The sequence below is a fragment of the Bradyrhizobium sp. FW305-F6 genome (assembly GCF_058782905.1).
The window spans coordinates 114,035-135,852 of sequence record NZ_JBYSYD010000006.1; the positions used below are offsets into that span (position 1 = coordinate 114,035).

Sequence of the window (21,818 nt, forward strand, 5' to 3'; positions counted from 1 at the left end):
ATCATGACCGCGCTGCATTTCGCCGAAGGCCTGCGCGAGCTCGTGGGCGGTGTGGACGTCGTGCTCAGCGACATCTGGGGCGTGGTCCATAACGGGCTGGAATCCTTCCCCGAAGCCTGCGAGGCGCTGCACACCTATCGCAGCCGTGGCGGTACGGTGATCCTGATCACCAACGCGCCGCGCCCGGCCGACTCCGTGCAGCGGCAATTGCGCAAGCTCGGCGTTCCCGACGAGACCTATGACGCCATCGTATCTTCGGGCGACCTGACCCGGCTCTATGTCGCCGAGCATCCCGGCCGCAAGATGTTCTGGCTCGGCCCCGAGCGCGACAACTCGATCTATCGGGGCCTCGATGCGGCGACCGCGCCGCTGGAGGAAGCCGATTACATCGTCTGCACCGGTCTCTATGACGACGAGACCGAGACGGCGGAAGACTATCGCGGCATGATGCTCAAGGCGCGCGAGCGCAAGCTGACGCTGGTCTGCGCCAACCCCGACATCGTGGTGGAGCGCGGCGACCGGCTGATCTATTGCGCCGGCGCGATTGCGGAGCTCTACCGCGAGCTCGGCGGCGAGGTGATCTTCTACGGCAAGCCGCACCAGCCGATCTACCAACGCGCCATGGCGCTCGCCGGGGAACGCCAAGGCTACCAGATCGACCGCAAGAAGGTGCTGGCGATCGGAGATTCCGTCCGCACCGACCTGACCGGCGCGCGTGAATTCGGCATCGACTGCCTGTTCGTCACCCGCGGCATCCATGCCGAGGAGTTCGAAGGCCTCGATCAGCTCGACCCGAATTCGGTCATGGAACTGTTCGGCCACCCGCCGAAGGCCTTGATGCGCGAATTGAAGTGGTGATTTTCAAGCTTCGTCAATCCGGGCCAGCGCGCAGCACTTGACCCGGAAATCTCGAGAGTCCGGGTTCGCCCTTCGGGCGCCGCGGAATGACGCAAAACGCCCGGGACGAGCCCGGGCCTTGCGAATTCAGCCGAAACCCTGGCGGGCTTTACGCGCTCGCCATGTCCGGGAAGACTGCCTCGATCTTGGTCTTCAGCGTCGCCGCGTTGAACGGCTTGACGATGTAGTTGTTCACGCCGGCCTTCTTGGCCGCGATCACGTTCTCGGTCTTGGATTCCGCCGTGATCATGATGAACGGCGTGGTGGCGAGGTTCGGATCCGCGCGGACTTCGCGCAGGAGGTCGTAGCCCGTCATCGGCTCCATGTTCCAGTCGGAAATCACGAGCCCGTACTTCTTGCCGCGCATCTTGTTCAGCGCTGCCGAACCATCGCTGGCATCATCGATATTCTCGAAGCCAAGCTGCTTCAGCAGATTCCGGATGATACGGATCATGGTGCTGTAGTCATCCACCACCAGAACCGGCATCGACAAATCAACCGCCATCTCGACTCCCCCAACGCAAACCAAGGACTATTAGGATCGGATCCGCCAAGCCCGGTGCCCGGCAGTTCCACGTCTCAAGCACTAGCATCAAGGCCTTAAACAGCGCGTTAACTGCGGACCCCTTCGAAGGACTGAAATCATGTTCAAGGCGTCCGCTCCGCCCGCTTGACTTCGCAAGCCCGGTCGCGCCACGGTCCGGGCCAGTCCTGCCCCGGTTCGAGAATTCCCCTGATGGCTCCGCCTTTTACCGTTATCCGCGACACCACGCCGGATTCCGCGATTCCGAGGGGCGCCGTGGTCGCCATGGGCAATTTCGATGGCGTTCATCTCGGCCATCGCGCCGTGATCGCGGCTGCCCTGGAGATGGGCCGGACCCATGGCCGCCCCGCGCTGGCATTGACCTTCGAGCCCCATCCGCGGCGGTTTTTCAGCCCCAACACCCCGCAATTCCGCCTGACGGACGAACGGGCCAAGCTGCGCCTTTTGGCCGGCACCGGGCTTGCCGGGGCGGTGGTGATGACCTTCGACAAGGCACGGGCCGGAACCAGCGCGCAAGATTTCATTCACCATGACCTGATCGGGCGGCTCGGCGTGAGCGGCATCGCCGTCGGCTACGACTTCCATTTCGGCAAGGGGCGGGTGGGCTCGCCGAGCCTTCTCGTCAACGAGGCGCCCCGGCTCGGGATCGAGGTCGACGTGCAACCGCATGTCGACATCGACGAACGGCCGGTGTCCTCCAGCGCGATCCGGATCGCCCTCGCCGAGGGCGAGCTGAACGAGGCCACCACGATGCTGGGCGCGCCCTGGTTCATCACCGGCGAGGTGATCCATGGCGAGAAGCGCGGCCGCGACCTTGGCTATCCCACCGCCAACATTCGCCTCGACGCCAATTGCGGACTGAAGCACGGCATCTACGCGGTGCGGGTCGGCCGGGGGACCGAGCGCCTGGACGGGGTGGCCAGCTTCGGCCGCCGCCCGACCTTCGACAATGGCGCCCCGTTGCTGGAAATCTTCCTGTTCGACTTCAAGGGCGACCTCTACGGGCAGGCGCTCGACTGCGCCTTCATCGGCTTCATCCGCGAGGAGCTGAAATTCGATGGTCTGGAGGCCCTGATCCGCCAGATGGACGACGATTCCGCCCGCGCCCGCGCCATCCTGGCCGCCCATCCGGACGCATTCCCGCGGCTGGGCGTGATTGATTGAGCCCGTCACCGGGCCAACCCGAACCTTTGCGCTTCCTCCGCCCCCCTGCTATGGAGAGCCCATGTTTGCGCGGCGCATCATAGGGATTAGCGGCCCGGCTTCCGCCTGAGCTTCAAGGCTCGGCGCAAGACCGGGATTTCGTCGTTTCACCCGCGATTCCGCATCGCCATCCGTCCCGCGCCCTTTCCGAGCCAGTCAGCCTCATGTCCGAAAAACCGCAAAAGTCCGAAGCCAAGGATTATTCGAAAACCCTGTTCCTGCCGCAGACGGAATTCCCGATGCGCGCCGGCCTGCCGCAGCGCGAGCCGGAGATCCTCAAGCGGTGGTACGAGATCGGCCTCTACGAGAAGCTGCGCCAAGTTGCGAAAGGCCGCGCCAAGTTCGTGCTGCATGACGGCCCGCCCTATGCGAACGGCAACATCCATATCGGCACGGCGCTGAACAAGATCCTCAAGGATCTCGTCACCAAGAGCCAGCAGATGCTCGGCTTCGATTCCAACTACGTGCCGGGCTGGGACTGTCACGGCCTGCCGATCGAGTGGAAGGTCGAGGAGGAGCACTATCGCAAGAAGGGCAAGCAGAAGCCCGACTTCCGCGACTCGGCCGCCATGATCGATTTCCGCAAGGAGTGCCGCGCCTACGCCACGCATTGGCTCGGCGTGCAGCGCGAGGAGTTCAAGCGCCTCGGCGTGATCGGCGATTGGGACCATCCCTACGCCACCATGAGCTATCCGGCCGAAGCCCAGATCGCACGCGAGCTGATGAAGTTTGCTGCCAACGGCACGCTGTACCGGGGCTCCAAGCCGGTGATGTGGAGCGTGGTCGAGAAGACCGCGCTCGCCGAAGCCGAGGTGGAGTACGAGGACCACACCTCCGATACGGTGTGGGTGAAATTCCCGGTGACCTCACCCGCGCACGGTGCGCTTGCTTCCGCAAGCGTCGTGATCTGGACCACGACACCCTGGACGCTGCCCGGCAACCGCGCCATCTCGTTCTCGCCAAAGATCGCGTACGGCCTCTACAAGGTGACGGACGCGCCGGCCGACAATTGGACCAAGACCGGCGATCTGCTGATCCTCGCCGATGCGCTCGCAGAGGAAGTGTTCAAGCAGGCGCGGGTGACGGCCTATGAGAAGGTCCGCGACGTTCCCGGCGATACCATGGACGCGATCGAATGCGCCCATCCGCTCAAGGGCGTTGGCGGCGGCTACGACTTCATCGTGCCGCTATTGCCCGGCGATCACGTCACCGACGACACCGGCACCGGCTTCGTGCACACGGCGCCCGGCCACGGCCGCGAGGACTTCGACGTCTGGACGGCGCAGGCCCGCGATCTCGATGCGCGCGGCATCAACACCGCGATCCCCTACACCGTCGACGAGAACGGCGCCTACACCGATCATGCGCCCGGCTTTGCCGGCAAGCGCGTCATCACCGACAAGGGCGAGAAGGGCGACGCCAACGAGGCCGTGATCAAGGCGCTCGTCGAGAAAGGCATGCTGCTCGCGCGCGGACGGCTGAAGCATCAATATCCGCACTCCTGGCGCTCCAAGAAGCCGGTGATCTTCCGCAACACGCCGCAATGGTTCATTGCGATGGACAAGGATATCGCGGTGGGCGGCAAGACGAAGAGCGGCGACACGCTGCGCGCCCGCGCGCTACATGCGATCTCGGTGACGCAATGGGTGCCGCCGTCGGGCGAGAACCGCATCAACGGCATGATCGAGGCGCGGCCTGACTGGGTGATCTCGCGCCAGCGCGCCTGGGGCGTGCCGATCGCCGTGTTCGTGCGCGAGAAGGGCGACGGCTCCGCCGAGATCCTCCAGGACGAGGCCGTCAATGCGCGCATCGGCGAAGCGTTCGAGAAGGAAGGCGCCGACGCCTGGTACGCGACGGGCGCGCGCGAGCGCTTCCTTGGGCCCCGCGCCAGCGAGGACTGGCACAAGGTCGACGACATCCTCGACGTCTGGTTCGATTCCGGCTCGACCCACGCTTTCGTGCTCGAAGACCCCGTGCATTTCCCGGGGCTGTCGGGCATCAAGCGCAAGGCCGACGGCGGCACCGACACCGTGATGTATCTGGAAGGCTCGGACCAGCATCGCGGCTGGTTCCATTCCTCGCTGCTGGAAAGCTGCGGCACGCGCGGCCGCGCGCCCTACGACATCGTGCTGACCCACGGCTTCACGCAGGCCGAGGACGGCCGCAAGATGTCGAAGTCGCTCGGCAACACCATCGAGCCGCAGTCCGTCATCAAGGAATCCGGCGCCGACATCCTGAGGCTCTGGGTTGCGTCCAGCGACTACACCGACGACCAGCGCATCGGCCCCGAGATCCTGAAGAACACCGTCGAGACCTATCGCAAGCTGCGCAACACCGTGCGCTGGATGCTCGGCACGCTGCATCATTACAAGCCGGCCGACGCAGTTGCGCCCGCCGAGATGCCCGAACTCGAGCGGCTGATGCTGCACGAGCTGTCGGTGCGCGCCGCCGCGATCGACAAGGCCTACCGCGAGTTCGACTACAAGAGCGTGGTCGCGATCCTGTCCGCCTTCCTGAACAGCGAGCTCTCAGCGTTCTACTTCGACATCCGCAAGGACACGCTGTATTGCGAACCGCCATCGTCGGTGACGCGCAAGGCGGCGCTGACCACCATTGACCTGCTCTGCGCCTCGATCCTGAAATGGCTCGCGCCGATCCTGAGCTTCACCGCGGAGGAAGCCTGGCGCATGTACCGGCCAGACGCCGAGCCGTCCGTGCATCTGACGCTGTTCCCGACCGACCTCGAAAACTATCGCAACGACAAGCTCGCCGCGAAGTGGGAGACCATTCGCAACGTCCGCCGCGTCGTCACCGGCGCGCTCGAGCTGGAACGCGCCGCCAAGAACATCGGCTCCTCGCTCGAGGCTTCGCCGGTGATCTATGTCGCCGACCGCGGCATGCTGATGACGCTGTTCGACACCGACCTCGCCGAGATCTGCATCACCTCGAACTACGAGGTGCGTGAGGGCGAGGCGCCGGCATCGGCGTTCCGCCTCGATGCCGTCCCCGGCGTCGCGGTCGTGGTGGAGAAGGCGGTCGGCACGAAATGCGCCCGCTCCTGGAAGATTTCGCCGAGCGTCGGCGAGGACCCAGAATACCCCGACGTCACCCCGCGCGACGCCAAGGCGCTGCGCGAATGGAAGGCGCTTGGGGTGAGCGTCTGATCGGTAGCCCATGACCCCGCTCCGCGCCGGAATTCTCGCGGCCCTGGTCACGCTGGTGGCCGACCAGGCCTCGAAGCTCTGGCTGCTCCACGTGTTCGACCTCGCCCATCGGGGCGCGGTGCGGGTGACGCCGTTCTTCGACCTGGTGCTGGCCTGGAATATCGGCATCAGCTTCGGTTGGCTTCAGAACGACAGCCAGGCGGCGCAGCTGGCGCTGATGGCGGTCAAGGTCCTCGCCGTGGTCGCCCTTGCGATCTGGATGGCCCGCTCGCACACGCGCTTGGTCACGGTTGCGCTCGGGCTGATCATCGGCGGGGCGATCGGCAACGGCATCGACCGCCTGCTCCACGGCGCGGTTGTCGATTTCGCCTTGTTCCATATCGAGATCGCCGGAAATACATATAATTGGTACGTGTTCAACCTTGCCGACGTGGCCATCGTTGCTGGGGTGGCGGCGCTATTGTATGATTCCTTCCTGGGGGTACCCGCCGCAAAAGCGCCCTGATCCCGGCCGATACGGACCGGCAGGTGGAACCCGTTTTTGCGAGCAATTCGCCGCGTTTGAGCGGCAATCTGCCACAATATGGAACAGGTATGGTGATGCGCAGCTCGAAGACCAGCGGTTCGATGGTTCGAGGCCCCCATCGGGAGGTCTGGCGGGCGTTGAGATTGTCAGCCGTCGCGCTCGGCATTGGTCTCGTCATGTCGACCGGCGCGGCGCGCGCCGCTGACGACGACGAGGAGGACGATATGACCTTCGAAGAGAGGCTCATCGACAATCTGATGTCGGGCATCGGCGCCAAGAGCATGGAGAAGAAGGGCATCGAATACCGCGAGCGCTCGCCGCTGGTCGTGCCGCCCAAGCTCGATCTGCCGCCGCCTGCGACCGAAGCCAAGGCGGCGCCGAACTGGCCCAAGGACCCCGAGGAAAAGCGCCGCAAGGAAGCCATCGCGGCGCGCAAGAAGGCGACCAAGGCGACGGAGAACTGGCAGGCCGCCCAGCCCCTGACGCCGACCGAGATGAAGGCCGGCCAGGTCGCCGCAGCCCCCCGTACCAGCAACGATCCGATTCAGCCGGGCACCAACAGCAACCCCTCGCTGAGCCCCGCCGAGCTCGGTTTCACCGGTGGTCTGTGGAACATGATGAAGGGCAGCAACAGCTCCGAGTCGAAGCCGTTCACATCGGAGCCGCCGCGCCAGTCCCTGGTCGAGCCGCCACCGGGATACCAGACGCCGTCGCCGAACTATGCCTATGGCGCCGGGCCCGACAAGTCGCGGCGGATGTACTACGACATCATGTCCGGCAAGGACAAGGAACAATAGCGTTCCTGCCCTGTCGCGACATTCTGACCGACGCGAAGCGAGGGCCGGCGGCTGATCTCCGCCCGCCCCGTTCAAAATTGCTTATCAGTAACTTGCCTAAGCGTTGAGTTCTCTGCTTCGTGACGCGAAGCCTCAGCTGCACGGTGTACCATGCCGTGCCTTTCCGGGCCGGAAATCCGGGCTCGGCATTTCACCAGGGATCATGATGTCCTCATACCGATCGGCTGCCTGCCTTCTTGCCGCGCTGCTTTCGACGAGTGTCCTCTCGGCCGGCCCCGCCCTCGCCCAGACCACGGTGACATCGGCTCCGCCCACCAGCTTCACGCTTCCCAACGGCATGCAGGTCGTGGTGATTCCCGATCGCCGCACCCCCGTCGTGACTGAGATGATCTGGTACAAGGTCGGCTCGGCCGACGAGACGCCGGGCAAGTCCGGCCTCGCCCATTTCCTCGAGCATCTGATGTTCAAGGGCACGGCGAAGCATCCGGCCGGCGAGTTCTCCCAGACCGTGCTCCGCGTCGGCGGCAACGAGAACGCCTCGACCTCGGTCGACTACACCAACTACTACCAGCGCGTGCCGAAAGAGCAGCTGCCGACCATGATGGAGTTCGAGGCCGACCGCATGACCGGCCTCGTCCTCAAGGACGAGAACGTGCTGCCCGAGCGCGACGTCGTGCTCGAAGAGTACAACATGCGCGTCGCCAACAACCCGGACGCACGGCTCAACGAACAGATCATGGCCGCGCTCTATCTCAACCATCCCTATGGGCGTCCGGTGATCGGCTGGCATCAGGAGATCGAAAAGCTCGATCGGGAGGATGCGCTCGCTTTCTATCGCCGCTTCTACGCGCCGAACAACGCGATCCTCGTGATCGCCGGAGACGTCGACGCCGCCGAAATCCGCCCGCTGGTCGAACGCAACTTCGGCTCCATCCCCGCCCAGCCCGCGATCCCGGCCCGGCGCGTCCGCCCGCAGGAGCCGGAGCCCGCAGCGCCGCGCACCGTCACGCTGGCTGACCCGCGGGTCGAGCAGCCGAGCATGCGGCGCTATTATCTCGTGCCGTCGGCGACCACCGCCGCGGCCGGCGAGAGCGCGGCCCTCGACGTGCTGGCGCAGCTGATCGGCAGCGGCAGCAATTCCTATCTCTACCGCGCCCTCGTCGTCGACAAGCCGCTGGCGGTTTCCGCCAGCGCCAGCTATTCGAGCATCTCGCTCGACCCGACCCAGTTCGCGATCTCCGCTGCACCGAAACCCGGCGTCAGCTTCGCGGAGGTCGAGCAGGCGGTCGACGGGGTCCTCGCCAACGTGGCGCAGGACCCGATCCGCGCCGAGGATCTGGAGCGGGTCAAGACCCAGCTCATTGCGGAAGCGATCTACGCCCAGGACAACCAGGCTGTGCTGGCGCGCTGGTACGGCGGCGCGCTGACCACGGGCCTGTCGATCGAGGACATCAGAAGCTGGCCCGATCGCATCCGCGCCGTCACCGCCGAGCAGGTCCGCGCGGTTGCCCAGAAATGGCTCGAGAAGAAGCGTTCGGTGACGGGCTATCTGATCAAGGACACCGCCACCGCCAAGCGCGAGGAGAAGCGTTCGTGACCTATCCCATGCTTCGACGGATCGCATTCACGGTCGCCGCCGGCGCGACGCTCGCGCTCTCCGCAGTCTCCCCGTCGCAGGCCGCCGCAAAAATCCAGCACCTGATCTCGCCGGGCGGCATCGAAGCCTGGTTCGTGCAGGACGCAACCGTGCCTCTGATTGCGATGGAATATTCCTTCGCCGGCGGCTCGTCGCAGGATCCCAAGGACAAGCCGGGCGTTGCCAATCTGGTCGGCTCTCTTCTCGACGAAGGCTCAGGCGATCTCGATTCCAAGACGTTCCATGAACGGCTCGACCGCCGCGCCATCGAACTCTCCTTCAACGCCACCCGCGACACCCTCCGGGGCAGTCTGCGCATGCTGCGCGACAACAAGGACGAGGCCTTCGACCTGCTCAGGAGCGCGCTCACCTCGCCGCACTTCAACCCGGCGGATGTCGAACGCATCCGCGCGCAGGTCATCTCGGGCCTGCGCCGCGAGACCACCAATCCGACCTCGCTGGCGAGCCGCAAGTTCCTGGAGGTCGCCTTCGGCGACCATCCCTACAGCCGGCAGACCAACGGCAATCTCGACAGCGTGCCGACCATCACCGTCGCCGACATGAAGGATTATGTCGGCCGGGTGATCGCAAAGGACGGGCTGAAGATCGCCGTCGTCGGCGATGTCGATCCGGCGACCCTCGGCAAGCTGCTCGACCACACCTTCGGCAGCCTGCCCGCCAAGGCCAATCTGACGCCAGTGCCCGACGTCGAGGCCGCCAAGCCGCCGCAACGCGCTTTCGTGACGCTCGACGTGCCGCAGACCGTGATCACCTTCGGCGGCCCCGGCGTGAAACGCAGCGACCCGAGCTTCATGGCAGCTTACGTGGTCAACCACATCCTCGGCGGCGGCGGGTTGTCCTCCCGGCTCTATCGCGAGGTCCGCGAGAAGCGCGGGCTGGCCTATTCGGTGTACGAATCGCTGCTCTGGATGGAGCATTCGGCGATCTTCATCGGCAATACCGGAACCCGCGCCGACCGCGCCGGTGACACCATCGATGCCATCGACAAGGAAGTGCGCCGCATGGCCGAGGAAGGCCCGACCCAGAAGGAGCTCGACGAGGCCAAGTCCTACCTCAAGGGCTCGCAGATGCTGGCGCTCGACACCTCATCCAAGCTGGCGCAGGCGCTGCTGCAATATCAGCAGGACAGGCTGCCGATCGACTATATCGACAAGCGCAACGGCATCATCGAGGCCGTAACGCTGGACGACGCCAAGGCGGTCGCCAAGCGGCTCTGGGGCCAGGGCCTACTGACCGTCGTCGTCGGCCGCGCCCCGCAGGCCGCCGCGCAGCCGTCGGCGGCGCCGGTGACGAAGTCGAACTGATCCAACTGTAACCCGGGGCGATGCACAGTATCGACCCCGGAATGACGAACTCCATCCAAAACCGCTATTGTGCGCACCCGAATCTGTTTCTGGTGGCCACATGCTGCGGATATCCCGCGATCTCGTCATCGACGAGGACGACATCGAGATCGGCTTTGTCCGCGCCTCAGGCCCGGGCGGGCAGAACGTCAACAAGGTCGCGACCTCGGCGCAATTGAGGTTCGACACGCGCAAGCTGACCATCCCGGAGGATGCGGCGCTGCGCCTCGCCCGCCTCGCCGGCCAGCGCATGACCAAGGACGGCGTGATCGTGATCCACGCCCAGCGCTTCCGTACCCAGGAGCGCAACCGCCAGGACGCGATCGATCGCCTGACCGGGATGCTGCGCGAAGCCATGGTGCGGCCAGTCCCGCGCCGCGCCACCAAGCCGACCTACGGCTCCAAGCAGCGCCGGCTCGAGGGCAAGAAGCGCCGCAGCGACGTCAAGGCCGGGCGCGGCGGCCGCTTCGAGGACTAGCAAGCTGTTCCAGGGGAGACAGCATGTGGGCAGCTCGGACATGCCCCATGCAATCGGACGTCGGCAGGACTAGATTGGCGGCCTGAACGTCTACCGAGTCCCCCATGCCCGTCCGCCAGCTTCCAGAACAGGTCGTCAACCGCATCGCCGCCGGCGAGGTGGTCGAGCGCCCCGCCAGCGTGGTCAAGGAGCTGGTCGAGAACGCCATCGATGCCGGCGCAAGCCGGATCGACGTCTTCACCGACGGCGGCGGGCGGCGGCGGATCGGCATCACCGATGACGGCGGCGGCATGACCGCGAAGGATCTCGCCCTCGCCGTCGAGCGCCACGCCACCTCCAAGCTCGACGACGAGGATTTGCTGCAGATCCGCACCCTCGGTTTCCGCGGCGAAGCGCTGCCGTCGATCGGGTCGGTGGCGCGGCTCTCCATCACCACGCGGCATGCCAGCGAGCCGCATGCCTGGGCACTGACCGTCGAAGGCGGCGAGAAGTCCGAGATCATGCCGGCGGCGCTGGCGCATGGCACCCGCGTCGAGGTCGGCGACCTCTTCTATGCGACGCCGGCGCGGCTGAAGTTCCTGAAGACCGACCGCACCGAGGCGGAAGCGATCCGCGAGGTGGTGCGGCGGCTTGCGATGGCGCGGCCCGACATTGCATTCACGCTCGCGGGCGAGGAGCGCGCGCCGGTGACCTGGGCCGCGGCGCTGCCGGGCACCGCGGGCCGCCTGACGCGGCTCGGGGACATTCTCGGTGCCGAATTCCGCAGTCACGCGATCGAAGTCCATGCCGAGCGCGAGGGCGTCGTCGTCGCCGGCTACGCCGCGGCGCCGGCGCTGACGAAGGCCAACGCGCTCGGGCAATATCTCTTCGTCAACGGCCGGCCGGTCCGCGACAAGCTGATCCTGGGCGCGGTGCGCGCGGCCTATTCCGACTATCTGCCGCGCGACCGCCATCCGGTGCTGGCGCTGTTCGTCACGCTCGACCCGCGCGAGGTCGACGCCAACGTGCATCCGGCCAAGACCGAGGTGCGCTTCCGCAATGCCGGCCTCGTGCGCGCGCTGATCGTGCACGGATTGAAAGAAGCTCTCGCACGCGAGGGCCGACGCACCGCGGCCAACAGTGGCGAGAGCGCATTGTCTGCGCTCCGCCCGGCCTTCACGCCGCAGCGTCCGGCAAGCTGGGACTGGCGGGCCTCGCCCGCCGCCCCGGTTGCGCCGTTGCCGTCATTCGAAGGCGCTGCGGCGCCCGCTTTCGCCGAGCGCGCGCAGGCCGCCTTCGACGTCGGCGCGCCCAGCGCGGACGTGCGGATCGAGAGCCAGCCCGCCGGCGATCTCGTCGACCGCCCACTCGGCGCGGCGCGTACCCAGATCCACGAGACCTATATCGTCTCGCAGACCCGCGACGGCCTCATCATCGTCGACCAGCACGCCGCACATGAGCGCATCGTCTACGAGCGGCTGAAGGCCTCGCTGGCCGCCAACGGCGTGCAGCGGCAGATCCTGCTGATCCCCGAGATCGTCGAGATGGACGAGGCGACGGTGGAGCGCCTGCTGGAGCGCAGCGAGGAGCTCGCATCGTTCGGCCTTGCCATCGAGTCCTTCGGCCCCGGCGCGGTCGCGGTGCGCGAGACGCCGTCGCTGCTCGGCAAGACCAATGCCGGCGGCCTGCTGCGCGATCTCTCCGAGCACATGGCCGAATGGGACGAAGCGCTGCCGCTGGAGCGCCGCCTGATGCACGTCGCGGCGACCATGGCCTGTCACGGCTCGGTGCGCGCCGGCCGCCGCTTGCGGCCGGAGGAGATGAACGCCCTGCTCCGCGAGATGGAGGACACGCCGAACTCCGGCCAGTGCAATCACGGCCGGCCGACCTATGTCGAGCTGAAGCTGAGCGACGTGGAGAAGCTGTTCGGACGGAGGTGACGATGCGGTAGTGTGAATTGGCCGAAGGCGTAATCCACCTCTTCTGCTTCCGCGGTGACAGACAGTGGCGGATTACGCTTCGCTAATCCGCCCTACGCAAAAACACGAACTCCGTGTCGTCATAAGCCCGCCGCTCCAGCTCCTCATATCCGTCCGGCGTCGCGAACTGCGCGGCCTTGGCCTCCTCGACCACCAGCAGCGCGCCCGGGGTGAGCCAGCCGCCGTCGCGCAAGGACGCGAGCGCCTTTTCGGCAAAGCCCTTGCCGTAGGGCGGGTCGAGGAACACCAGCGAGAACGGCTCGACGGGATGCGCCGGGCCGAGGTCGGTGGCATCGCGGCGGTACACCTTGGTGACGCCGCCGAGGCCGAGCGCCTCGACATTGTTGCGCAGCAGAGCCCGTGCCTCCGCACCGTTGTCGACGAACAGAACGAACTTCGCCCCGCGTGACGACGCCTCGATGCCGAGCGCGCCGGTGCCGGCGAAGAGATCGAGCACGCGCGCGTCGGGAATCGGATCGTCATAGGCATGCACGAGGATGTTGAACACGGACTCGCGCAGCCGGTCCGCCGTCGGGCGGATGTCGCGCGAGGACGGTGAGGCGAGATTGCGCCCCTTCAAACGACCGCCGACGACGCGCATTATGAGGCCCACATCTTTCTGGCACGGAAGGTGCGCTCCCTTCCCCCTTGTGGGGAAGGGTTGGGGAAGGGGGTGCCACGCGCACAGACCTCCCGTGGGGTACCCCCCTCCCTAACCCTCCCCCACAAGGGGGGAGGGAACGAGATCGTGCGGAGCGAATGACCATGCTCCACCTCAATCCTCCCGCGGCGTCAGGTCGCGCTTGCCGTGATAGCCGCGCTTGGGACGGCGCGGCGGGCCGTAGCCGCCTGCTTCCAGCTCGTTGCGCTCGCGCGCCTCCTCGCTGCCGGTGCGCTGCACCAGCACGCGGCGGCCCTTGCGGTCGTTGATGACGGCGCGCTTGGTGGCGGGCTTCTTTTCGGCCGGCGCATCATCGACGCGCGCTGATTTCGAGGGGACATCGAACTGCGCGCCCGACTTCTCGATCACCTTCTCGCCGAGCTGCTCGCGCAGCACGCGCGAGCGAACCTCCTCGACCTGTCCTTCGGGGACCTCGCCGAGCTGGAACGGGCCGTAGGAGACGCGGATCAGCCGGTTCACCTCGAGGCCGAGATGAGCGCAGACGTTGCGCACCTCGCGGTTCTTGCCTTCGCGGATCGCGAACACCAGCCAGACATTGGCGCCCTGGTCGCGCTCCAGCGTCGCCTCGATCGGCCCGTATTTGACGCCCTCGATCTCGATGCCGTTCTTGAGCTCGTCGAGCTGCGCCTGGGTGACGTCGCCATGGGCGCGGACGCGGTAGCGGCGCAGCCAGCCGGTGTCGGGCAGCTCGAGCGTGCGTGCGAGGCCGCCGTCATTGGTGAGCAGCAAGAGGCCTTCGGTGTTGAAGTCGAGCCGGCCGACGCTGATGAGGCGCGGCAGGCCTTCGGGCAGATTGTCGAACACGGTCGGACGCCCCTCGGGGTCGTCATGCGTCGTCATCAGACCGCGCGGCTTGTGGTAGAGGAACAGCCGCGTGCGCTCCCGCTCTGGCAACGGCTTGCCGTCGACCAGGACGACGTCGTTCTTGGTGATGTCGAGCGCCGGCGAGTTGATGACGCGGCCGTTGACGGTGATGCGGCCCTGCGTGACCATTTCCTCGGCGTCGCGGCGCGAGGCGAGCCCCGCACGGGCCAGCGCCTTGGCGATGCGCTCGCCGGCCTTCTTCGGCTTCGGTGCATCTTCGCGGCGCGGCCGGCCCTCGACATCACGATCGCGCTGGCGATAGGCACCGCGGCCGCCGAAGGCGGGGCGCTTCTCGAAAATTCTGCTCTCATCCTCGTTTTCGCGGCGCGGACGATCGCCGAAACGGCCTTCGCTGCGCGGATGCTCGTGCCAGTCGGAGCGGCCCTCCGAGCGTTCACGAGGACGGTTGAATTTCGGACGGTCGCCGCCACGCTCGCCATCGCCGTCGCGACGGGGCCGATCGAATTTCGGACGATCATCGCGCGGGCGATCGAATTTGGGCCGTTCGCGAAACGGACGTTCGCCCGACGGACGATCGTCGCGCGAACGGGAGAAGCGGGGACGATCCTCGCTGCCTTCGCGCTTCTGCCAGGGCTTGTCCCCGCTGCGGTCACGGTCGCCAAAATCCTTGCGCGGACCCTTGCTGAAGTCCTTGCGCGGCGGCCGGTCGCCGCGCGGTGCTGCATCGCGCTTCTGCCAGGGTTTGGACTCGCTGCGCTCGCCACTGCGCGGGCGGTCGCCGAAATCACGCGGACGATCGCTGCGATCGGGGGCGCCCCGCGAAAATTTCCGCTCGCCGTCGAACTTGCGCTCCGGGCGGTCGCCACGCGGCGCGTAGGGCTTCTTGTCGCCGAACTTCCGGTCGCTGGAGCGGCCGGCGGCGCGGGCATCGTCGCGGTCCCTGCGCGGCGGACGATCGTCGCGGCCATGGGACGGGCGATCACCGCGCGGCTTGAACGGCCGCTTCTCGCCATCGCGCGAAGAGCGATCGGAAAACGGACGGTCGCCGCGCGGCTTGAAGCTGCGCTCGGCGCGACCCTCGCCGCTGCGGTCGTCGCGCTTGAAGCGCGGACGGTCGGAAAAATCGCGACGCGGGGCATCGCCCTCCTCGCGGCGGCGGAACGGGCGGCTGTCGCGGTCGCCGCGGGGCGGACGGCTGTCGCGGTCGCCCCTACCCTCGCCCTTGCTACCGCCCTCGAAGCCGCGCTTGGCGAATTTCTTCTCGGGGCCGCGCGGCTTGCCGCTGCGGCCGCCTTTGGCCGGGCCTCGCCGGCCGCGGGAATCGTTGTCTTTGTCGCTGTCGCGAGGCATGAATGATCTCACTTGCGGGGGTCGTGCGATGAGCATTGTGCGCGCTCGCTGCGAGCGGCATGCTCAGGCAAAATCGGTATCCACTCTTGCTGAAGGCGGAGCTGATAGCAGGTTTCTGGCGATGATACGAGGCTTGAAAGCCCCCTCTTTCATGGATTTGGCGCTTCGGGCGGCCGAAACTGCCGGAAAGGCCGGCGAGGTTCCTGTTGGCTGCGTGGTGGTCCGCAACCAGGAGGTGATCGCCACCGGCGCCAACCGGACGCTGACCGACCATGATCCGACCGCCCATGCCGAGATCGTCGCGCTGCGCGCGGCCGCCGCAATGATCGGCAGCGAGCGGCTGGTCGACTGCGACCTCTACGTGACGCTGGAGCCCTGCACCATGTGTGCGGGCGCAATCTCGTTTGCAAGGGTGCGGCGGCTCTATTACGGCGCGGCCGATCCCAAGGGCGGCGCGGTGGACTCGGGCGTGCGGTTCTTCGCCGCGCCGACCTGCCACCACGCGCCGGAGGTCTATTCCGGCGTCGGCGAGAGCGAGGCGGCGCGGCTGCTGAGGGAGTTCTTTCGCGAGCGGCGTTAGCCTGCCGCGAAGAACTCGCGCAGCGCCCTCGCGGTCACCTCCGGATTCTCCTCGGTGAGGAAGTGGCCGGACTCGACCGGCATGCCGGCGACATTCGTGGCCCATCGCTTCCACGTGTCGAGCGGCGTCGCTGCGGCCTGGGCCACGCCGGCATTGCCCCACAGCGCCAGCATCGGGATCGTGATCTTCTTGCCGGCCTCGAAGTCGGCCTTGTCGAGATCGTAGTCGAAAGTGGCGCCGGCGCGGTAGTCCTCGCACATGGCGTGGATGCGGGCGGGATCGCGGAACGGGGCGAGGTAATGCTCGAGAGCGCGCGGGTCGATGGCGTCCAGCGTCTTCGATTTGGTCTGGCTCGCCATCTTGAAGCGCAGGAAGAACTCGCCCTGGCCGGAGATCAGCGTCTCCGGCAGCGGGTAGGGCTGCGCCAGGAAGGCCCAGTGCCAGATCTTCAGGGCGTAGGCGCGGTTCATCCGCTCCCAGTAATCATAGGTCGGCAGGATATCGAGCACGGCGAGCTTGGACAGCCGGCCGGGATGATCGAGCGCCAGCCGGTACGACACGCGGCCGCCGCGGTCGTGGCCGGCGAGCGCGAAGTGCACGTGGCCGAGCCGCTCCATGACCTCGACCATGGCTTTCGCCATGGCGCGCTTGCTGTAGGGGATGTGCAGCGCGTCGCTGGCGGGCATGTCGGACCAGCCATAGCCCGGCAGGTCGGCGATGATCAGCGTGAAGGCTTCCGCGAGCTCGGGCGCCACCTGGTGCCACATCACATGGGTCTCGGAGAAGCCGTGCAGCAGCAGCAGCGGCGGGCCCTTGCCGCCGACGCGGGCGAAGATGCGGCCGAAGGCGGTGTCGATCCATTCGGCCGCGAAGCCCGGATAGAGGTCGGCGAGGTCGGACATCTTGTTGCATCCTTATGGGTCGGTCGCGGGGCCGTTCGACGAACGAAAGTTCGAAAACAACCCCATGCACAGTACCGGTATTATCGTCGGGGCCACTAACCCCAACAACCGATTACAAATTCTGGAACACTGATATGGCGGCGCGGTGACGTGAACGCGAGATTCCGGATCGACGCGGTGGCGGGCCCGATCCGGCGCGACGCGCTAATTTTTGGCCTTCTCCGCCTCCACCGCCTGCCAGCCGATGTCGCGGCGGCAGAAACCCTCCGGCCAGCGGATGCGGTCGACGGCCTGGTAGGCGCGGGCTTGCGCCTCCGTCACGGTTGTCCCCAGCGCGCAGACGTTGAGCACGCGGCCGCCATTGGCGAGGATCGCGCCGTCCTTCGCCACCGTGCCGGCATGGAAGATCTCGACCGTCTCGACCTTGGCAGCTTCCTCGAGCCCCTCGATGCGAGTCCCTTTTTGATAGTCGCCGGGATAGCCCTTGGCCGCCATCACCACGGTGATCGCGGCTTCCTTGTGCCAGCGGAGATCAAAGTTCTTCAGCTGCCCGTCGCAGGCGGCGAGCAGCGCCGGCACGAGGTCGCTCATCATGCGTAGCATCAGCACCTGGCATTCAGGATCGCCGAAGCGGACGTTGAACTCGAACAGCTTTGGCCCCTGCGTCGTCAGCATGATGCCGGCATAGAGCACGCCGCGGAACGGCGTGCCGCGCTGCTTCATGCCCGCCACCGTCGGCAGGATGATCTTCGCCATGATCGCGTCGTGGATGGCGGGCGTGACCAGCGGCGTCGGCGAATAGGCGCCCATGCCGCCGGTGTTCGGGCCGACATCGTGGTCGAACACGCGCTTGTGGTCCTGCGCCGAGGCGAGCGGAATCGCGGTGTCACCGTCGCACAACGCAAAGAAGCTGATCTCGCGGCCGGGCAGAAACTCCTCGATCACCACCTCCGCGCCGGCTTCGCCAAAGGCGCCCTCGAACATCATGGCGATGGCATCCTCGGCCTCGCGCACGGTTTTCGCAACGACGACGCCCTTGCCGGCGGCGAGACCATCGGCCTTGACCACGATCGGCGCGCCCTGGCTCTGCACATAGGCGCGCGCGTCATCGGCATTGGTGAATCGCTTGTAGGCGCCGGTCGGAATGCCGAACTCGGTGCACAGCGCCTTGGTGAACCCCTTGGAGCTTTCGAGCTGGGCCGCCACCTTGCTCGGCCCGAACGCCTTGATGCCGCTAGCCGTGAGATCATCGACGATGCCGGCCGCCAGCGGCGTCTCCGGCCCGACCACCACGAGCTCGACCGCGTTCTGCTTGCAGAAGTCGATCACCGCGGCATGGTCGGCGACATCGAGCGCCACGCACTCCGCCTCCCTGGCGATGCCGGCATTGCCGGGCGCGCACCAGAATTTGGTCACCAGGGGGGAGGCAGCGATCTTCCACGCCAGAGCATGTTCGCGGCCGCCGGAACCGAGCAGGAGAATGTGCATCGAGGGCTCAGGATGAGGGGGTGGCTAGGGGCGGAGGTCGCATGAATCGGGGCGGGTGTGAAGGGGGGCTTGCGCCGCGCTCCCCATCATTCCGGACGGCAGCAACAACTAACACGATCAGATTCGCCACAGAACGCGAGCCGCGCTAACCTTATCTAAGGATGGGCATCACTGATATTTTTTATCGGATTTTCAGAACTTGTTACGTGATCGGCGAGTACAGGCTTGCCTTTTGGTTCAGCGCATTTGGGATCGTGAATACCGCTGGAGCCGCGCGAATCACCCGACGATCGCAATTCTTCATCGCTACGGAATGTAGATTCCAACCATCACGAATGTAGATATCAATCCGCAACTCGGCGGTGCCAATTCGCAATGTCATCGCAAAACATTCGGATACGCATATTCCTAGACAAGAATCGGGGTTTATTTGAGCTTTTCCTCAATTGGCCCCTTGCGCGTGAGTCACGGTTTCGGCCACATATTTCTGCCCACGGCAAATCAGCTCTGAACTTCCTTAATGGAGAGCTGTGCCATGTCCGATCTACCGAAATTCGAGTTCGACTTCTGGGGCTGCCGCGTGAGCGCTCAAGGTGTCATTGGAATCGTCGCTGCCGTCGGCGTGGTGGCGATGCTGCTCGCATTCTACCGCTTCTGAAAAATTTCCGGGTAACATCGCTCCATCCCTGGAAGCGGTGCGCCGTTGAATTTGCAGGCCTTTGTCAGTCACGAGACCGGAATCCGCTCTTCCTTGCCAAGGAATGTGGTGCGGGAATGAATCTGAAAAACCGTAACGGAATCAAGATCATTACCAGTATAGCGATCTCGGAATTCGAGTCCGTGTGTCAGCGCGATTTCCTAAGTACCTAGTCTACCTGGGGAAATTGGGCGCACTGTGTCAGTCATTTGACACGATTTGGCGAATAACGCCTTCTCAAACGGCCCCCGACGAATCGCTCTTCAAGTTTTTTTCAATGGAGAGCTTCGTCATGTCGGACAAACTTCTGGTCAATCTCTGGGGTGCGAGCATCAGCGCTGATGGCGCCTGGGCAATCGCGGCCGCGGTCGCGATCGTGATCGTCATTGCGCTGGCGAGGCGGACCCGTGCTTGAGGGTCACGTTTCTGTGAGGTGCGACAGTCTTCCACGCGGCGTTGCGCCCTTTAAAGGCACTTACAGCCCCTGCGTGCGGGCTCGAACCCGTCACTGCCCGGATACGCCGACTCTTGACGCCCGACCAAATCGGAAGGCAAATAAATCATCCCCCGAAGAGACAGCTCTGAATTTTCAAGGAGAGCTGCGCCATGGATAAACTCGAACTATACTTCTGGGGTATGAGCCTTAGTGCTCAAGGAACGACCGCAATTGTTGCAGCGTTTCTGATCGTACTTGCGTTGGTGGGGTTGCGTTTCAAAAAGTGAGCAGGCGTCCAACATCACGCGTGCTTGCCGCGAGAGCGGAGATGCCGGATTGATCAAGCCGCGGCTTGCTACTTGCTCCTCAGGTTACAGGCGACGGTACCCTAAACTCAAACCCAAAGCCTTTTGAAGGAGACTAGTCGGCAGAGTCGAGCAGATCGCGAATTGTTTCTGACGCTTGCTCGATCAACTCCGCGCAACGGCGCACGAATTTGTCGTCGACATCAACAAGAGTGCCGACATCGGTGACGTCACCTTCTCGGCAAAAATGGTCGTCGTTCGCGCGAACCTTAAATTCGAGCTTGTCGGCTCTCGCGAGAAGCTCTTTGTGGCTCCTGCCCTCGCCGTGTTTAAGAGCGTTGACGGCAAGCCTGTAGTCAGCGATTGCCGAGGCAAGTTCCTTCTTGTTGTGTGCGCGCAGGTAGTCGTCGAGCTGGACGACTGGATCCTTCCATTTCAGTTTGGATTGCAGCAGAGCCTCGAACATCGAGAACATGCCGACGGCAAGAACCGCGCGCTGAAGTCGAAACACACGCAAGGCATTGACCAGCCGCGTTGCGCCACTGGTCTCCAATTCCTTGAAGGTCTGCTGCTCCGACTCGTGGGTGTGGTGCAGCGTGAAGTTCATGCACGCGGTGAACAGCTCGATGTCCGTGAGCGCCATGTCTGTTATTCCGAATTACGGCGGCAGTGCACAAAAATCCAAAGCCTTGAGCACTAGTTGCCCCCGTTTAGCGCGCTGCCGCAATTCCGCTTTCAATCCGCACAGCGATTGCGTCAGCCTACGGCTTCAGACTTTAGAAGTGAAAGATAGCTCAGCCGCGTCTTAAGGTATTCAATCTGGATACGCCTGCGTGGGCTAAGGTGCCAAACCGGCGAGAAGAAGTCTGCGCTGTCTATGAAACACAGCTCCTTCTCAAGACCTTCTCTGCTCGCCATGAGCGCTTCACTCCAAGGCGACGCGCAATCAAAGCCGACGAGACTTGCACTCAACTCTTCTTCAACGGCAAAAATCTGTGCCTTGAGCTTTTCAAGCTCGTCCTCCGGGAGGAACTCTTGGTCCAGACGATTTGGGAACCCCGACGGAGCCATAGCTGTAAGTTTTGCTTCAATCAATTTCATTGCAGCTATCACGGCTTGCCCGAACTCTACCGCGCGTGTCGGGTCCCAAATGTCGCGAATTGATTGTTGGCCAACGACGCCTAAACCTATCTCATGGACGAGCTGGTTGCGCAGCTCAAACATGTGATCCAGTATTCCGTACAAGCTGCAATCAGCACCTTCGACATACAGATCGATGTTTGTTTTTGTCGACCTAAGCTCTCGTTCAATCATCTCGTTAATGCCCAGCTCGCTGAACACACGCTTGAAGATTTCAAGGTACTCTCTGATTTGGGAAACGCTTGCTGCAGCACCTAGCAGTTGCGGAACAGTGACGCCCTTCGCGATCATTTGGCTCAGGGCTAAATCTGCTATCTTCTTCACGTCACTCGTCTCAATGCATGACGGTCGAAATTGCATAAGATCAACAAGCCGAGAGCGCGCATGCCATTCGAGACAAGTGACGTAGCCGACCACGAAGTAGTCAATGATCTCAAAAGTCCTTCGGACAGTCCCGAATTCTATATCCTTTGTCTCTGCATCCGCGCTCAACCTTGCCAGGGCTTCGGCATCTCCGATCAGGCTCTCCGCGCGCCAAATCGCGGCTCGGGCATTTAGAGTATTGTTTATACGCCATCCTGAATAACGCGTCGCAAAATCAACAAGGTAATGCGCTCGCGGCTGCTTCTCGGAGGCCATAGCTGTCCCAAAATTAAGCGACACCGACCCAGACGAATCAGTTGCCGCGGTCCGTCACAATTTACATCATTCTTTGCCGCTCGGTCGGCTCACGCAACGACCTTAGTTCGCATCCACGCGCCGTCAATTGACATGGATTAGTGCACCGTCACAGATAATAGCTAAGGTCCGACGGATTGCTCCATCCGCCTTGAGCATGTTCAGTCT

General features: G+C 64.6%; 19 protein-coding genes. 12 read left to right on the top strand and 7 right to left on the bottom strand.

Features of this window, described 5'->3' with window-relative positions; translation table 11 throughout:
• Positions 1 to 3 precede the first annotated feature (3 nt).
• The gene (locus AC3WLX_RS30925) at positions 4 to 858 is read left to right on the top strand and encodes a TIGR01459 family HAD-type hydrolase (RefSeq protein ID WP_492338771.1); all 855 of its coding nucleotides are present in this window, start codon (positions 4 to 6) and stop codon (positions 856 to 858) included.
• A 148-nt stretch (positions 859 to 1,006) separates the two neighbouring features.
• Here AC3WLX_RS30925 and AC3WLX_RS30930 read toward each other — a convergent pair whose 3' ends face one another.
• Entirely contained in the window at positions 1,007 to 1,402 is a 396-nt protein-coding gene (locus AC3WLX_RS30930) for a response regulator (protein WP_008567674.1), read from the bottom strand.
• Between the two features lie 231 nt (positions 1,403 to 1,633).
• Here AC3WLX_RS30930 and AC3WLX_RS30935 point away from each other — a divergent pair, with 231 nt between their 5' ends.
• The 8 genes from AC3WLX_RS30935 (at position 1,634) to mutL (ending at position 12,528) form a co-directional block, all read left to right on the top strand.
• A complete protein-coding gene (locus AC3WLX_RS30935; RefSeq protein ID WP_291627435.1) occupies positions 1,634 to 2,605 on the top strand; it encodes a bifunctional riboflavin kinase/FAD synthetase in 972 nt (323 codons plus the stop codon).
• Positions 2,606 to 2,808: 203 nt separating this feature from the next.
• Positions 2,809 to 5,808, top strand: a complete 3,000-nt coding sequence (gene ileS / locus AC3WLX_RS30940; RefSeq protein WP_492338772.1) for an isoleucine--tRNA ligase — start codon at positions 2,809 to 2,811, stop codon at positions 5,806 to 5,808.
• A 10-nt stretch (positions 5,809 to 5,818) separates the two neighbouring features.
• Entirely contained in the window at positions 5,819 to 6,313 is a 495-nt protein-coding gene (lspA, locus tag AC3WLX_RS30945) for a signal peptidase II (protein WP_492338773.1), read from the top strand.
• A 95-nt stretch (positions 6,314 to 6,408) separates the two neighbouring features.
• Positions 6,409 to 7,131 (top strand): hypothetical protein, encoded by a 723-nt coding sequence (locus AC3WLX_RS30950; RefSeq protein WP_492338890.1) that lies wholly within the window; start codon positions 6,409 to 6,411, stop codon positions 7,129 to 7,131.
• A gap of 202 nt (positions 7,132 to 7,333) precedes the next feature.
• Entirely contained in the window at positions 7,334 to 8,728 is a 1,395-nt protein-coding gene (locus AC3WLX_RS30955) for a M16 family metallopeptidase (RefSeq protein ID WP_492338774.1), read from the top strand.
• Positions 8,725 to 10,092, top strand: coding sequence for a M16 family metallopeptidase (locus tag AC3WLX_RS30960; RefSeq protein WP_492338775.1), 1,368 nt, complete (start codon positions 8,725 to 8,727; stop codon positions 10,090 to 10,092). Before AC3WLX_RS30955 ends, AC3WLX_RS30960 begins: the two co-directional genes overlap by 4 nt.
• A 100-nt stretch (positions 10,093 to 10,192) precedes the next feature.
• Positions 10,193 to 10,609 carry an alternative ribosome rescue aminoacyl-tRNA hydrolase ArfB gene (arfB, locus tag AC3WLX_RS30965; protein ID WP_492338776.1) on the top strand — a complete coding sequence of 139 codons (417 nt, stop codon included), beginning with the start codon at positions 10,193 to 10,195 and terminating at the stop codon, positions 10,607 to 10,609.
• Between the two features lie 104 nt (positions 10,610 to 10,713).
• A complete protein-coding gene (gene mutL / locus AC3WLX_RS30970; RefSeq protein WP_492338777.1) occupies positions 10,714 to 12,528 on the top strand; it encodes a DNA mismatch repair endonuclease MutL in 1,815 nt (604 codons plus the stop codon).
• Between the two features lie 82 nt (positions 12,529 to 12,610).
• Here mutL and rsmD read toward each other — a convergent pair whose 3' ends face one another.
• Together rsmD and AC3WLX_RS30980 are read right to left on the bottom strand one after the other, a co-directional pair.
• Positions 12,611 to 13,168 (bottom strand): 16S rRNA (guanine(966)-N(2))-methyltransferase RsmD, encoded by a 558-nt coding sequence (rsmD, locus tag AC3WLX_RS30975; protein WP_291629228.1) that lies wholly within the window; start codon positions 13,166 to 13,168, stop codon positions 12,611 to 12,613.
• A gap of 174 nt (positions 13,169 to 13,342) precedes the next feature.
• Positions 13,343 to 15,424, bottom strand: a complete 2,082-nt coding sequence (locus tag AC3WLX_RS30980; protein ID WP_492338778.1) for a pseudouridine synthase — start codon at positions 15,422 to 15,424, stop codon at positions 13,343 to 13,345.
• A gap of 151 nt (positions 15,425 to 15,575) precedes the next feature.
• Between AC3WLX_RS30980 and tadA the strand changes: the two genes are divergently transcribed.
• The gene (gene tadA / locus AC3WLX_RS30985) at positions 15,576 to 16,004 is read left to right on the top strand and encodes a tRNA adenosine(34) deaminase TadA (protein WP_291631067.1); all 429 of its coding nucleotides are present in this window, start codon (positions 15,576 to 15,578) and stop codon (positions 16,002 to 16,004) included.
• Here the strand turns inward: tadA and AC3WLX_RS30990 are convergent.
• Positions 16,001 to 16,906 (bottom strand): alpha/beta fold hydrolase, encoded by a 906-nt coding sequence (locus AC3WLX_RS30990; protein ID WP_492338779.1) that lies wholly within the window; start codon positions 16,904 to 16,906, stop codon positions 16,001 to 16,003. The two genes, tadA and AC3WLX_RS30990, sit on opposite strands and share 4 nt — an antisense overlap.
• Before the next feature lie 204 nt (positions 16,907 to 17,110).
• Positions 17,111 to 18,394, bottom strand: coding sequence for a phosphoribosylamine--glycine ligase (gene purD, locus AC3WLX_RS30995; RefSeq protein ID WP_492338780.1), 1,284 nt, complete (start codon positions 18,392 to 18,394; stop codon positions 17,111 to 17,113).
• Positions 18,395 to 18,929: 535 nt separating this feature from the next.
• Here purD and AC3WLX_RS31000 point away from each other — a divergent pair.
• Positions 18,930 to 19,052 carry a hypothetical protein gene (locus AC3WLX_RS31000; protein ID WP_492338781.1) on the top strand — a complete coding sequence of 41 codons (123 nt, stop codon included), beginning with the start codon at positions 18,930 to 18,932 and terminating at the stop codon, positions 19,050 to 19,052.
• A 331-nt stretch (positions 19,053 to 19,383) separates the two neighbouring features.
• Entirely contained in the window at positions 19,384 to 19,506 is a 123-nt protein-coding gene (locus tag AC3WLX_RS31005; RefSeq protein ID WP_492338782.1) for a hypothetical protein, read from the top strand.
• Positions 19,507 to 19,947: 441 nt separating this feature from the next.
• Here AC3WLX_RS31005 and AC3WLX_RS31010 read toward each other — a convergent pair whose 3' ends face one another.
• On the bottom strand, positions 19,948 to 20,475 hold the full coding sequence (locus AC3WLX_RS31010; RefSeq protein ID WP_492338783.1) for a hypothetical protein: 528 nt from the start codon (positions 20,473 to 20,475) through the stop codon (positions 19,948 to 19,950).
• 113 nt (positions 20,476 to 20,588) lie between these two features.
• Positions 20,589 to 21,611 carry a hypothetical protein gene (locus tag AC3WLX_RS31015; RefSeq protein WP_492338784.1) on the bottom strand — a complete coding sequence of 341 codons (1,023 nt, stop codon included), beginning with the start codon at positions 21,609 to 21,611 and terminating at the stop codon, positions 20,589 to 20,591.
• Between the last annotated feature and the right edge of the window lie 207 nt (positions 21,612 to 21,818).

Bases quoted from the DNA above. Each gene is read 5' to 3' on its own strand.
- AC3WLX_RS31010 (WP_492338783.1), bottom strand. From the start codon at position 20,475: ATGGCGCTCACGGACATCGAGCTGTTCACCGCGTGCATGAACTTCACG.
- ileS (WP_492338772.1), top strand. From the start codon at position 2,809: ATGTCCGAAAAACCGCAAAAGTCCGAAGCCAAGGATTATTCGAAAACC.
- AC3WLX_RS31000 (WP_492338781.1), top strand. From the start codon at position 18,930: ATGTCCGATCTACCGAAATTCGAGTTCGACTTCTGGGGCTGCCGCGTG.
- rsmD (WP_291629228.1), bottom strand. From the start codon at position 13,168: ATGCGCGTCGTCGGCGGTCGTTTGAAGGGGCGCAATCTCGCCTCACCG.
- lspA (WP_492338773.1), top strand. From the start codon at position 5,819: ATGACCCCGCTCCGCGCCGGAATTCTCGCGGCCCTGGTCACGCTGGTG.
- arfB (WP_492338776.1), top strand. From the start codon at position 10,193: ATGCTGCGGATATCCCGCGATCTCGTCATCGACGAGGACGACATCGAG.
- AC3WLX_RS30980 (WP_492338778.1), bottom strand. From the start codon at position 15,424: ATGCCTCGCGACAGCGACAAAGACAACGATTCCCGCGGCCGGCGAGGC.
- AC3WLX_RS31005 (WP_492338782.1), top strand. From the start codon at position 19,384: ATGTCGGACAAACTTCTGGTCAATCTCTGGGGTGCGAGCATCAGCGCT.
- AC3WLX_RS30925 (WP_492338771.1), top strand. From the start codon at position 4: ATGACCGCGCTGCATTTCGCCGAAGGCCTGCGCGAGCTCGTGGGCGGT.
- AC3WLX_RS30935 (WP_291627435.1), top strand. From the start codon at position 1,634: ATGGCTCCGCCTTTTACCGTTATCCGCGACACCACGCCGGATTCCGCG.
- AC3WLX_RS31015 (WP_492338784.1), bottom strand. From the start codon at position 21,611: ATGGCCTCCGAGAAGCAGCCGCGAGCGCATTACCTTGTTGATTTTGCG.
- mutL (WP_492338777.1), top strand. From the start codon at position 10,714: ATGCCCGTCCGCCAGCTTCCAGAACAGGTCGTCAACCGCATCGCCGCC.
- purD (WP_492338780.1), bottom strand. From the start codon at position 18,394: ATGCACATTCTCCTGCTCGGTTCCGGCGGCCGCGAACATGCTCTGGCG.
- AC3WLX_RS30930 (WP_008567674.1), bottom strand. From the start codon at position 1,402: ATGGCGGTTGATTTGTCGATGCCGGTTCTGGTGGTGGATGACTACAGC.
- tadA (WP_291631067.1), top strand. From the start codon at position 15,576: ATGGATTTGGCGCTTCGGGCGGCCGAAACTGCCGGAAAGGCCGGCGAG.
- AC3WLX_RS30990 (WP_492338779.1), bottom strand. From the start codon at position 16,906: ATGTCCGACCTCGCCGACCTCTATCCGGGCTTCGCGGCCGAATGGATC.
- AC3WLX_RS30955 (WP_492338774.1), top strand. From the start codon at position 7,334: ATGATGTCCTCATACCGATCGGCTGCCTGCCTTCTTGCCGCGCTGCTT.
- AC3WLX_RS30950 (WP_492338890.1), top strand. From the start codon at position 6,409: ATGCGCAGCTCGAAGACCAGCGGTTCGATGGTTCGAGGCCCCCATCGG.